Annotated in this window: 8 protein-coding genes, 2 tRNA genes, 2 rRNA genes and 1 pseudogene; 11 read left to right on the top strand and 2 right to left on the bottom strand. The window is 46.3% G+C overall.

The annotated features are described in order from the left end of the window. The first annotated feature begins 283 nt into the window (after positions 1-283). The 3 genes from Q8P28_06535 to amrS all read left to right on the top strand — a co-directional run bounded on the left by Q8P28_06535 (position 284) and on the right by amrS (position 2,421). Positions 284-739, top strand: coding sequence for a YbhB/YbcL family Raf kinase inhibitor-like protein (locus tag Q8P28_06535; protein ID MDP2682443.1), 456 nt, complete (start codon positions 284-286; stop codon positions 737-739). 108 nt (positions 740-847) lie between these two features. Continuing rightward, positions 848-1,351, top strand: coding sequence for a BCAM0308 family protein (locus Q8P28_06530; protein MDP2682442.1), 504 nt, complete (start codon positions 848-850; stop codon positions 1,349-1,351). A 62-nt stretch (positions 1,352-1,413) separates the two neighbouring features. Beyond that, the gene (amrS, locus tag Q8P28_06525; GenBank protein MDP2682441.1) at positions 1,414-2,421 is read left to right on the top strand and encodes an AmmeMemoRadiSam system radical SAM enzyme; all 1,008 of its coding nucleotides are present in this window, start codon (positions 1,414-1,416) and stop codon (positions 2,419-2,421) included. Between the two features lie 37 nt (positions 2,422-2,458). On the opposite strand, the gene Q8P28_06520 is transcribed toward amrS, so the two are convergent. Both Q8P28_06520 and Q8P28_06515 read right to left on the bottom strand, forming a co-directional pair. Beyond that, the gene (locus Q8P28_06520; protein MDP2682440.1) at positions 2,459-2,680 is read right to left on the bottom strand and encodes a hypothetical protein; all 222 of its coding nucleotides are present in this window, start codon (positions 2,678-2,680) and stop codon (positions 2,459-2,461) included. Positions 2,681-2,690: 10 nt separating this feature from the next. Further along, the gene (locus Q8P28_06515; GenBank protein MDP2682439.1) at positions 2,691-2,921 is read right to left on the bottom strand and encodes a hypothetical protein; all 231 of its coding nucleotides are present in this window, start codon (positions 2,919-2,921) and stop codon (positions 2,691-2,693) included. 212 nt (positions 2,922-3,133) lie between these two features. Here Q8P28_06515 and polX point away from each other — a divergent pair, with 212 nt between their 5' ends. From polX to Q8P28_06475, 8 genes and pseudogenes are all read left to right on the top strand, one after another. After that, a complete protein-coding gene (polX, locus tag Q8P28_06510; GenBank protein MDP2682438.1) occupies positions 3,134-4,855 on the top strand; it encodes a DNA polymerase/3'-5' exonuclease PolX in 1,722 nt (573 codons plus the stop codon). A gap of 97 nt (positions 4,856-4,952) precedes the next feature. Further along, positions 4,953-6,257 carry a radical SAM protein gene (locus Q8P28_06505; protein ID MDP2682437.1) on the top strand — a complete coding sequence of 435 codons (1,305 nt, stop codon included), beginning with the start codon at positions 4,953-4,955 and terminating at the stop codon, positions 6,255-6,257. Between the two features lie 42 nt (positions 6,258-6,299). Continuing rightward, the gene (gene gatB, locus Q8P28_06500; protein MDP2682436.1) at positions 6,300-7,739 is read left to right on the top strand and encodes an Asp-tRNA(Asn)/Glu-tRNA(Gln) amidotransferase subunit GatB; all 1,440 of its coding nucleotides are present in this window, start codon (positions 6,300-6,302) and stop codon (positions 7,737-7,739) included. Positions 7,740-7,742: 3 nt separating this feature from the next. Then, positions 7,743-7,856 (top strand): annotated as a pseudogene (locus Q8P28_06495) (type II toxin-antitoxin system HicB family antitoxin). 165 nt (positions 7,857-8,021) lie between these two features. Beyond that, a 16S ribosomal RNA gene (locus Q8P28_06490) occupies positions 8,022-9,582 on the top strand. Positions 9,583-9,760: 178 nt separating this feature from the next. After that, a tRNA-Ile gene (locus tag Q8P28_06485) sits at positions 9,761-9,837 on the top strand. Positions 9,838-9,921: 84 nt separating this feature from the next. Further along, positions 9,922-9,997: transfer RNA gene (locus tag Q8P28_06480), tRNA-Ala, on the top strand. A gap of 179 nt (positions 9,998-10,176) precedes the next feature. Beyond that, positions 10,177-12,747 (top strand): 23S ribosomal RNA (locus Q8P28_06475); the annotation flags it as partial.

Genomic DNA, 12,747 nt, shown 5'->3' with positions numbered 1-12,747 from the left:
TTCCTTGACTATCCTTACTGCCTGTGCATAATTCTCTATTGTGGCTCTTTGAGTCATGGGGTATCCTCCTTTTGTTTTGGTATTGGCTTACCATGGAGATACCCCTTTCTTGCTTCTGACACAAGAAATAATACATTACCTTGGCGCCCTGCCATTTGACATCACAATAACATGTGCTATAGTTAATTCAGAATATGAGGTTTCTGAAAAATTTATTTTCGTGTTTATTAATTGTTTTTGTGGTTAATATTTTAGCGAAGATACTGCGAAAGGAGGAGAAATTATGCAAATCAAAAGCGCTGCATTTGAAAACAACGGATTTATACCAAAGGAATATACCTGCGACGGCGCAGATGTCTCGCCGCCTTTGACATGGGCAAAACCTCCGTCAGGCACAAAGGGTATTGCCTTAATCTGCGATGATCCTGATGCGCCAATGGGCACATGGGTTCACTGGGTTCTTTACGGTCTGTCTCCGGAAACAACATCTCTGATAGAGGGTGTGCCGGCTCAGAAGGAAATTTCAGGCGGAGCAAGACAGGGCATAAATGATTTCAGAAAAATTGGTTACGGAGGCCCATGCCCGCCAAAAGGCCCTGCCCACAGATATTTTTTCAAGCTCTATGCGGTAGATGTTGAGTTAAACCTGCCATCCGGCGCAACAAAACAGGATGTAGAAAAGGCAATAAAAGGCCATATATTAGATGAGGGGCAGTTGGTGGGAAAATATGGGAGATAGCTTATTACAAAAAGAGTCAAAGAGTCAGAGTGCAAAACATCATAGCTTCTACTCCGATGCTATGATACTTTGTAACTTTGACACTCTATTGGCAAGGAGGCATACTAAATGAAAGGCAAAAAGGCTTCGGTAAAGGTTGCAAAGAAGGCGATTGATACTTACAAGGATCCGTATATACCAAAGGAGGGGCCGCATGACATGGCCGTATGCAAGAAATGCCATGCCATATATTACAACAAAAGATGGTCAATGGATGAAGCGCCTTATAAAAAAAGGAAGGAAAACAAAAAGACACTGTTCGTGCTCTGCCCCGCATGTCGGAAGATAAGGGATGGATATGCCGAAGGGTTTGTTACATTAAAAGGCGATTATCTGAAGGAGCACAAGCAGGATATGTTAAATCTCATAAAAAACGAGGAAGAAAGGGCAATGGGATACAACCCGCTGGAAAGGATTATTGATATAAAGGACAGGGGGAACATGATTGAGATAACCACAACACATGAAAAGCTTGCCCAGCGCATCGGCAAAAAGATACACAAGGCATGTCAGGGCGATCTGGAAATCAAATGGACAGAAGACAGGGTGACGAGGGTTGTGTGGGAGAGATAGCTGATAGCTCATGGCTCATAGTTTTTACTATCAGCTATAAGCTATCAGCCATGAGCTAAACTATGGAAGCTAAATTATACAGCAAGGCCGATAAAAATTATGTCAACTGCTTTCTCTGCTGCCATCATTGCAAAATTGCCGATGGAAAAAGAGGCATCTGCGGTGTGCGCGAAAACAAGGGCGGCACGCTCTATACCCTTGTTTACGGCAAGGTCATCGCCCATCACATAGACCCCATAGAAAAAAAACCATTCTTCCAGTTCCAGCCGGGGAGCCATTCCTATTCCATTGCAACAGTTGGCTGCAATTTCAGATGCCTCCACTGCCAGAATTTTGAGATATCCCAGATGCCTAAAGATCAGAAAAAAATCCTCGGCGAAGATATAACCCCTGAGGAGATTGTTAATGAGGCGCTGGAAACCGGCTGCCAGAGCATATCCTACACCTATACCGAGCCGACCATATTCTTTGAATTTGCCTATGACTGCATGAAACTTGCAAAAGAAAAGGGGCTCAAAAATACATTTGTGACAAACGGCTTTATGACAAGGGAATGTCTTGATGAGATGAAAGGGCTTCTTGATGCGGCAAATGTGGATGTAAAGGCATTCACAGAGGAGTTTTACAGAAAGGTGTGCGGGGCGCGGCTTGCCCCTGTGCTTGAATCTGTTGAATATATGCGGAAGCTCGGGATATGGGTGGAGATAACGACACTTATAATTCCAACTCAAAATGATTCCGAAGATGAACTCCGGCAGATTGCAAAATGGATTTATGCTACAGACAAAACCATGCCGTGGCACTTAAGCGCATTTTATCCTACATACAAGATGGATAATATCCCGGCAACACCTGTCTCCATTATTGACCGCGCAAGGGAGATTGGCCTTGAGCAAGGGCTCAGGTATGTCTATACAGGAAATGTGCCTGGCGACCCCGGAGAATCCACATACTGCTACAACTGCAAAAAAAAGATAATTGAAAGATTCGGCTTTGATGTGCGGAAGAATGTGGTCAAAGATTCAAAATGTCCGCATTGCGGGGTAAAGATAGATGGGGTGGAAATATAGGCTGATGCTAAAACTGTGCGGCATAGCAAGTGAAGTGTTATGTCATTACTAGTTCTAATTTTTCTTTTGTAACATGAGGTAATATTACAGGAGCAAAAAAACTTTCAGGATATAAATAATCCTCCCCTGATTCATCAATAACTCTTATCTGGTGATGTTTTTCAGCCGTCCTGTCAGTCAACACCTCATATAGTTTTCTTGCCTCCAGCGACGACTCGTAGCCACGATTATCTACACATATCATAAAATGCTTTCTCATAGTTACCTCCTCATAAATACCTTTTGATTTTTATTTCTTTCTTCCCTATGCCGTGTCCTTCATACCAATGAACTTCCGCCTTCAAAACAGCGCCATCTTCCAGTTCTACATTGCAAATGCCTTTTAGTTTTCTCCAGTTTGCTTTTCCATGCACCTTGTTTAAACGATTCAAATTCTTTATTCCATGCCCTGTTGCAATGATTTCAATCTCCCGAATTTCCCCTTTTATCTTGAAATGCATATCTAATGTTTAACCATTTTTATGAATTTTTGCATAGGCCTAACATTGTTTTTATGTCTACATGCACCTTTTGGTGAATTTTAGGTCAACTTATGCGGAGAGTCAAGGGGGAAAATTTGGCCGATATATTTTAGCCCTATTATAAAACAAGGAAAATAATTTTTAGTTGCATATTATAGTGCACAAGATATAATTTAAAAACTATCCAAATTATGGAAAACCCAGACATTGCAAAAATATTTGAAGACATCGCAGACCTGTTGGAGATAAAGAACGAAAACCCTTTCAGGGTGCGCTCTTACCGGAATGCTGCGCTCATCATTGGGGGGCTTCCTGAGAGTTTACGGTCTGTTGTTCTGCGGGATGAAAAAGAGCTTGAGGATATCAAAGGTATCGGTAAGAGCATCCATGAGAAGATAGTTGAAATCATCAAGACCGGAAAGTGCAAATTTCATGACGAGCTTTTAAAGGAACTGCCGCCGGGTCTTCTTGATCTTCTGGAGGTGTCGGGCATTGGGCCTAAAAAGGTTCAGCTTTTGTACGATAAGCTGGGCATCAAAAGCGTTGAAGAACTGGAAAAGGCTGCAAGAGACGGCAAGCTCAGAGATCTGCCGCACATGGGGGAAAAGACAGAGGAAAAGATATTAAAGGCCATAGAAGAGCTTAAATCCCATAAAGGACGTTTCAGAATATCACTTGCATTGTCTTATGCCGAACCTCTGATAGATTATCTGAAAAAGATTCCAGGGGTAATAAAAGTTGAACCTGCGGGAAGTTTGAGGCGGTGGAAGGATACCATCGGCGATGTGGATATTCTGGTAACATGCAAAAAAGGCGCGGTGGTGATGGAGAGGTTTGTAAAATATCCTGATGTGAAAGATGTGCTTGCAAAGGGCGAAACGAAATCAACGGTCATGCTGAAGTGCAATCTGCAAGTAGATGTCAGGGTGTTGGAGGAAAAATCATTCGGCTCTGCGCTCCAGTATTTTACAGGCTCAAAGTCGCACAATATTGCCATCCGTGACAGGGCAAAGCGAATGGGGCTTAAGATCAGCGAATACGGCGTGTTTGATGAGAAGACGGATAAATGGATTGCAGGAAGGACCGAAGAGGATGTGTATAAGGCCGTGGGTCTGCCTTTCATACCGCCGGAAATCAGAGAAAATATGGGAGAGATTGAGGCTGCTGAAAAAGGCAGTCTGCCAAAACTGATAGAGATTAAAGATATAAAAGGCGACCTGCATGTTCATACAATAGAGAGCGACGGAATCCATACGCTGGAAGAAATGGTTGCCTATGCAATGCAAAAAAGATACGAATATATTGCCGTAACAGATCATTCAAAGGCACTGGGCATTACTCATGGTCTTGATGAGCCAAGGGTTTTGAAGCAGATTAAAGAGATAGACAGAATAAATAGCCAGTTTAAAGGCTTCCGCATATTAACTGGGACTGAGGTTGATATAAAGGGAGACGGCTCCCTTGATCTGGACGCGGATGTTTTAAAAAAGCTTGATTGCGTAGTGGGGGCTGTTCATTCAAGATTCAATATGACAATGGAAGATATGACAGACAGGATTATAACGGCTATGGCAACCGGCCTTGTAAACATCATAGCCCATCCTACAGGAAGGATTATTGCAGCAAGGGAACCGTATCCTGTTGATATGTCGAGACTTATGCAGGCGGCTAAAAAGTATAATGTAATCCTTGAGCTTAACAGCTATCCTGAAAGGCTTGATTTAAATGACAGCTATTTAAGGCTTGCAAAGGATATGGGTGTTATGGTCGCCATATCCACGGATTCCCACAACAGACAACATATGGATTTTATCAGATTCGGCATCCACACTGCCCGCAGAGGCTGGCTGGAGAAAAAGGATGTATTAAATACAAGGCCGCTGAAAGAGGTTTTGAGGATACTGAAAAAGTAATATCTTTCTTTATTCTTCAAATTTTATTTTGCTTGTGATAGTTATCTTGCTGTGGCAGGATATTTCTTTAATTTCTTACGTAGAATGATGGAATCCTTTGAAATATAAACTAACGCTAATATATCCTGCGCATAAGAAAAACCTCGGCGCTGGCAGGAGGAAGGGAAAATATCCTATCCCTCAATTGAGCCTTCCCACAATCGCAGGCCTGACCGATGACCGCTTTGAAGTCAGTATAATAGATGACAATATTGAGGATATTGATTTTGACGCCAAGCCAGACCTGGTGGGGATAACCACTATGACTGCGCTTGCGCCGCGCGCCTATGAGATAGCGCTGGAATTCAGGAAAAGAGGCATCCCCGTCATCATAGGCGGAATACATGTATCGATGCTGCCTGAAGAGGCGTCTCAATATGCAGACTCGGTTGTTATAGGCGAGGCAGAGGATGTTTGGCCAACAGCGTTGGATGATTTTATACACGGAAGGCTGAAAAAAACATACAGAGGCACAGGCCAGCATTCCCTTGTAAATCTGCCAAAACCGCGGCTGGACTTGCTTAAAAAGGAAAGATATTTCTCAAGCAGTCTGCTCATGGCTTCCCGAGGATGTCCGCATGATTGTCACTATTGTTCTGTAACCCAATTTTGGGGAAAGGGCTTCAGATATAGGCCAATACCGGAGGTGATAGAGGAATTAAAGTCTCTGAAAGACAGGATGGTCTTTTTTGCAGACGATAACCTGTATGGCAATAAGGTATATGCAAAGAAATTGTTCAGGGAGATGATACCTCTCAATAAAAAGTGGTCGTGTCAGGGAGACAGTCTGATTGCAAATGACGCGGAACTCCTGAAACTGGCTGCTGAAAGCGGATGTCAGTGGATATTCATAGGCATAGAATCCATATCTGAAAAAAATCTGGCCCTGATGAGGAAATCATTTAATAAGGTGGAGCAGTTCAAAGAGTCTTTTAAAAAGATACATGATGCAGGTATCAGCATATTCGGCTCATTTATCTTTGGCCTTGATGAGGATGATGAGTATGTATTTAAGAACACGGTGGAGTTTGCAATTGATGTAAAGTTAGACGCAGCCAATTTTTACATCCTCACGCCCCTTCCCGGAACAAAACTCTTTCAGGAGATGAAGGATGCAGGGAGGCTCATTCATACAGAGTGGGACAAGTATGACGCCAATCATGTAGTCTTCAAACACCCAAAACTTACGCAGGAACAACTCTTGGAAGGGCTTATATCAGCATACAGGCATTTTTACTCCATCCCTTCCATAGCAAAAAGGATATTTCGTTCAGATAATAAAAGACTTATCCAAACATTAGAGTTGAATATCGGACGTTTTCTCAGGAGGAAACGGTTTGAAAAGGTATGCAGGATGGAGTAAGTACCCCAATCCCTAAACCCTATATTTAAGATGAGGTGAACCATGACATACGAAGCAGTAATCGGTCTTGAAATCCATGCCCAGCTTTTGACGAATTCAAAGGTCTTTTGCGGATGCTCCACAAAATTCGGCGCAGAGGCGAATACGCAGGTCTGTCCTGTGTGTCTGGGTATGCCGGGGACATTGCCTGTTTTAAATAAAAAGGCAGTGGAGTTTGCGGTAAAGATGGCCATTGCAACGGATTGCAGGGTAAATAACAAAAGTATCTTTGCGAGGAAAAATTATTTTTATCCTGACTTGCCGAAAGGGTATCAGATATCCCAGTATAATGAGCCGCTGACGCAGAAGGGCTATATTGATATTGAGGTCAATGGCGAAAAAAGGCGCATCGGCATAACAAGGATACACATGGAAGAGGACGCTGGCAAACTCCTCCACGGCGAAACATTTGAGGATGAGGGATTTAGTTTTGTTGACCTGAACAGGGCAGGCGTGCCGTTAATAGAGATTGTGAGCGAACCTGACATAAGGACAGCGGAAGAGGCAGTGGAATATCTGAAGGCCTTGCGCGATATTCTTGTCTATCTTGAAATCTGCGACGGCAATATGGAGGAGGGGAGCTTCCGGTGCGATGCCAATGTCTCTGTAAGGCCAAGGGGTCAAAAGGAATTCGGCACAAAGGCGGAGCTCAAGAATATAAATTCATTCAGGTTTGTGCAAAAGGCAATTGAATATGAGATAAACCGGCAGATAGAAATAGTGGAAGACGGCGGCAAGATAGTGCAGGAGACGCGGCTCTTTGATTCCAACAAGGGGATAACCATCTCCATGCGGAGCAAGGAAGAGGCACACGATTACCGCTATTTCCCCGATCCTGACCTTTTACCGCTTATGGTTGACGAGGCATGGATAGAGGAGATAAGAGGCACGCTTACTGAACTTCCAGCAGAAAAGAGGGAGAGGTTTGTGAGGGAATATGGCATACCCTCATACGATGCAGGGGTCTTGACTGCAACAAAGGAACTGGCAAATTATTATGAGGAAAGCGTCAGACTCTTTAACCAGCCAAAAGTCGTGTCCAACTGGATTATGGGAGAGCTTTTGAGGTTATTGAAAGAGGATAATAGGGAGGCGAAGGAGTGTCCTGTAAGTCCTGAAAAACTTGTAAAACTTATCAGGATGGTTGACGCAGGCGCTGTTAATCTCAAAACTGCAAAAGAGGTGTTTGAAGAGGTTTACAAGACAGGCAAAGAGCCTGATGCGATAGTAAAAGAAAAAGGGTTTGTCCAGGTTTCAGATGAGGGCGCAATTCTAAAGGCGATAGATGAAATAATAAACGCCAACCCCAAAGAGCTTGCGGATTACAAGGCAGGCAAAGAAAAACTCTTCAGCTTTTTTGTGGGCCAGACAATGAAGGCCACCAAAGGCCAGGCCAACCCGCAGGTGTTGAATAGGTTGCTGAAGGAGAGGCTGGGGAAGTAGGGTCCTGAACATGAAGGGCTACAATCACAGGGTGATTCTTTTGAAGAGGTTTTAGCCAACATCAAAGAGGCTATAGAACTATACTTAGAAACAATAAAAACTTTTTTCTTGACATAGAAATCAAATTGCTATATAAGTATCCTTCTTTCTTTGGTGCGGTAAGCATGTATTTGGATTGCCCGCATTTGGAAACTGTTTTATAATTCAATAAAGACTTGTTCTTTGAAAACTAAATAGCAACTGTCAAGTCTGTCAAATTTCTATAATTAAGTTTTCAGGATTTAAGTGGAGAGTTTGATCCTGGCTCAGAGCGAACGCTAGCGGCGCGCCTAACACATGCAAGTCGAGCGAGAAAGTGGGGGCAACTCCATGAGTAAAGCGGCGAACGGGTGAGTAACGCGTGGGTAATCTACCCATAAGACCGGGATAACCTTCCGAAAGGGGGCCTAATACCGGATAAGACCACAGGACTTTAGTTCCGTGGTTGAAGATGGGGATTCTTCGGAATCTATCGCTTATGGATGAGCCCGCGTCCCATCAGCTTGTTGGCAGGGTAACGGCCTACCAAGGCTAAGACGGGTAGCTGGTCTGAGAGGACGATCAGCCACACTGGCACTGAAACACGGGCCAGACTCCTACGGGAGGCAGCAGTGGGGAATCTTGCGCAAGGGGCGAAAGCCTGACGCAGCGACGCCGCGTGAGGGAAGAAGGTTTTCGGATCGTAAACCTCTGTCGGGGGGGAAGAAAAATCTGGTGGCTAATATCCATCAGAATTGACGGTACCCCCAAAGGAAGCATCGGCTAACTACGTGCCAGCAGCCGCGGTAATACGTAGGATGCAAGCGTTGCTCGGAATTATTGGGCGTAAAGGGCGCGTAGGTGGCTTGGTAAGTCATAGGTGAAAGCCCTCGGCTTAACTGAGGAATTGCCCATGATACTGCCGGGCTTGAGTACGGGAGAGGGGGGTGGAATTCCTGGTGTAGCGGTGAAATGCGTAGATATCAGGAAGAACATCTGTGGCGAAGGCGACCCCCTGGACCGATACTGACACTGAGGCGCGAAAGCGTGGGGAGCAAACAGGATTAGATACCCTGGTAGTCCACGCCCTAAACGATGAACACTAGGTGTCGGGGGAGTTAAATCCTCCGGTGTCGCAGCTAACGCATTAAGTGTTCCGCCTGGGGAGTACGGCCGCAAGGTTGAAACTCAAAGGAATTGACGGGGGCCCGCACAAGCGGTGGAGCATGTGGTTCAATTCGACGCTACGCGAAGAACCTTACCTAGGCTTGACATCTGGGGAATTTTCTGGAAACAGAGAAGTGCCTCGCAAGAGGAGCCCCAAGACAGGTGCTGCATGGCTGTCGTCAGCTCGTGCCGTGAGGTGTTGGGTTAAGTCCCGCAACGAGCGCAACCCTTACCCTTAGTTGCCATCAGGTAATGCTGGGCACTCTATGGGAACTGCCAGCGTTAAGCTGGAGGAAGGTGGGGATGACGTCAAGTCATCATGGCCCTTATGCCTAGGGCTACACACGTGCTACAATGGCCGGTACAAAGGGCTGCAAGCCTGCGAAGGCAAGCCAATCCCAAAAAACCGGTCTCAGTTCGGATTGGAGTCTGCAACTCGACTCCATGAAGCTGGAATCGCTAGTAATCGCGGATCAGAACGCCGCGGTGAATACGTTCCCGGGCCTTGTACACACCGCCCGTCACACCACGAAAGCCTGTTATACCAGAAGTCGGTATGCTAACCGCAAGGGGGCAGTCGCCTAAGGTATGGCCGGTGATTGGGGTGAAGTCGTAACAAGGTAGCCGTAGGGGAACCTGCGGCTGGATCACCTCCTTTCTAAGGAAGAATATGTCCGGGCGAATCTCGGTTCGCCCGGTTTCAAATCCTTAATTGACAGGCTGACAAGTTGCTATTTAGTTTTGAGGGGACAAAAGTTACAGGAGCCAGGAATCAGGAATCAGAAGTCAGGAAGAGAAAATTATTCTGAATTCTGGGTTCTGGGTTCAGATGAAATGGGCCTGTAGCTCAGTTGGTTAGAGCACACGCTTGATAAGCGTGGGGTCGAAAGTTCAAATCTTTCCAGGCCCACCAGTAAAAGCAGGTTAAGGTAGAGGTTAAGGTTAAGAAAAAAATCTTTTACTCAACCTCAACCTAGACCTCAACCTTGTATGTTGAGGGGGTATAGCTCAGCTGGGAGAGCGTCTGGTTTGCAACCAGAAGGTCAGCGGTTCGATCCCGCTTACCTCCACCAAAAAAATAATTGCAAAGTGAAGATTGCAAAGTGCAAAATTAAAAAAAATCCTTATTTTGCATTTTAAAATTTGCAATTTGCATTTTGCAATACCGTGCAAAGCACGGTGTGTTCTTTGACAATTGAATAGGGTAAAGCAAGACGCTTAGAATCAGAAACCAAGCGCTTAAAATTATTATGGTCAAGCTACTAAGGGCGTACGGTGGATGCCTTGGCGTCAGGAGGCGATGAAGGACGTAGACAGTTGCGATAAGCCTCGGGGAGCCGCTAAACAGGCATTGATCCGGGGATTTCCGAATGGGGAAACCTGCCTGAGTAAACCTCAGGCATCATTAGCTGAATACATAGGCTAATGAGGCTAACGAGGGGAAGTGATACATCTCAGTACCCTCAGGAAGATAAATCAATTGAGATTCCCTGAGTAGTGGCGAGCGAAACGGGAAGAGCCCAAACCTCTTTGCTTGCAAAGGGGGGTTGCGGGACCTCAATATGGGATGTGGCGGAATAGCAGAAGGGTCTGGAAAGGCCTGCCATAGAGGGTGATAGCCCCGTATGTAAAATTCCAATACACCCTAGAGGTATCCCAAGTACCACAGGACACGAGAAATCCTGTGGGAATCCGGGTGGACCATCATCCAAGGCTAAATACTACCTGACGACCGATAGTGCACTAGTACCGTGAGGGAAAGGCGAAAAGAACCCCGAAAGGGGAGTGAAATAGAACCTGAAACCGTATGCCTACAAACAGTTCAAGGGCTATGCCCCGCAAGGGGAATGCCTGAGAGCGTGCCTTTTGCATAATGACTCAGCGAGTTACTGTGCGTGGCAAGGTTAAGCCGTAAGGTGGAGCCGTAGCGAAAGCGAGTCTTAAAAGGGCGACAAGTCGCGTATAGTAGACCCGAAGCCAGGCGATCTACCCATGGCCAGGATGAAACGAGGGTAACACCTCGCGGAGGTCCGAACTGGTGTTTGTTGCAAAAAGCTCAGATGAGCTGTGGGTAGGAGTGAAAGGCTAAACAAGACTGGTGATAGCTGGTTCTTCCCGAAATATATTTAGGTATAGCCTCGTGAAATTAATTGCCGGGGGTAGAGCACTGAATGGGCTAGGGCCCTTACCGGGGTACCAAACCCAATCAAACTCCGAATACCGGTTAATTGTATCACGGGAGTCAGTCCGTAGGGGATAAGCTCTATGGTCGAGAGGGGAACAACCCAGACCGCCAGCTAAGGTCCCTAAATGCAGGCTAAGTGGAAAAGGATGTGGAACTACTTAGACACCCAGGAGGTTGGCTTAGAAGCAGCCATCCTTTAAAGAAAGCGTAACAGCTCACTGGTTTAGTGGGGCTGCGCCGAAAATGTACCGGGGCTCAAGCCTGCTACCGAAGCTGCGGATTTACAGAATCTTCGGATTCTATAAGTGGTAGGGAAGCTTTCCAGTAACCTGTGAAGGTGGATCGTAAGAACCACTGGAGGACCTGGAAGTGCTTATGCTGAGATAAGTAGCGTACAATGCGGGTGTAAAACCCGCACGCCGTAAACCTAAGGTTTCCTGGGTAAAGTTAATCTTCCCAGGGTTAGTCGGGACCTAAGCCGAGGCCGAAAGGCGTAGGTGATGGAAAACGGATTAATATTTCCGTACCGCCTGTTTAACATTTGAGCGAAGGGGGGACGGAGGAGGGTAGGTCATCCGGGTGACGGTTGTCCCGGTTCAAGCCAGAAGGCGGGGAAGGCAGGTAAATCCGCTTTCCTATTCAACGCTGATGGGTTATGAGGAGGAAAGCCGCAAGGCAGACCGAACTGACTAAGCCCACACTTTCAAGAAAAGCCTCGTAGCGAGTTAATTAGGCGCCCGTACTGCAAACCGACTCTGGTAGGTAGGTAGAATATACCAAGGCGCTTGAGAGAACCCTGGTTAAGGAACTTAGCAATCTAGCCCCGTAACTTCGGGATAAGGGGTGCCTCGCTAGGGTTTATAGCCCGAGGAGGTCGCAGAGAAATGGGGGTTGCGACTGTTTAACAAAAACACAGGACTCTGCTAACACGAAAGTGGATGTATAGGGTCTGACGCCTGCCCGGTGCCGGAAGGTTAAGGAGATTTGTCAGCCGCAAGGCGAAGCAGAGAACCGAAGCCCCGGTAAACGGCGGCCGTAACTATAACGGTCCTAAGGTAGCGAAATTCCTTGTCGGGTAAGTTCCGACCTGCATGAATGGCGTAACGATAGCCCCGCTGTCTCAACCAGGGACTCAGCGAATTTGAAATGCCAGTGAAGATGCTGGCTCCCCGCATCAAGACGGAAAGACCCCGTGCACCTTTACTATACCCTGGTATTGGATTTTGGAACAATCTGTGTAGGATAGGTGGGAGACTTTGAAGCCGGGCCGCTAGGTTCGGTGGAGTCAATGTTGAAATACCACCCTGATTATTCTGAAATTCTAACCTTGACCCGTAATCCGGGTTGGGGACAGTGCCAGGCGGGTAGTTTGACTGGGGCGGTCGCCTCCCAAATTGTAACGGAGGCGCGCGAAGGTTCCCTCAGGCTGATTGGAAACCAGCCGGCGAGTGTAAAGGCATAAGGGAGCTTAACTGCAAGACCTACAAGTCAAGCAGGTGCGAAAGCAGGTCTTAGTGATCCGGTGGTTCTGTATGGAATGGCCATCGCTCAACGAATAAAAGGTACGCCGGGGATAACAGGCTGATCTGGCCCAAGAGTTCATATCGACGGCCAGGTTTGGCACCTCGATGTCGGCTC

It is taken from the genome of Deltaproteobacteria bacterium, assembly GCA_030690165.1.
Lineage (GTDB): Bacteria > Desulfobacterota > GWC2-55-46 > UBA9637 > UBA9637 > JACRNJ01.
Note: the sequence above shows the minus strand (reverse complement) of the source record. Positions and strands in the feature narration are given on the sequence as shown.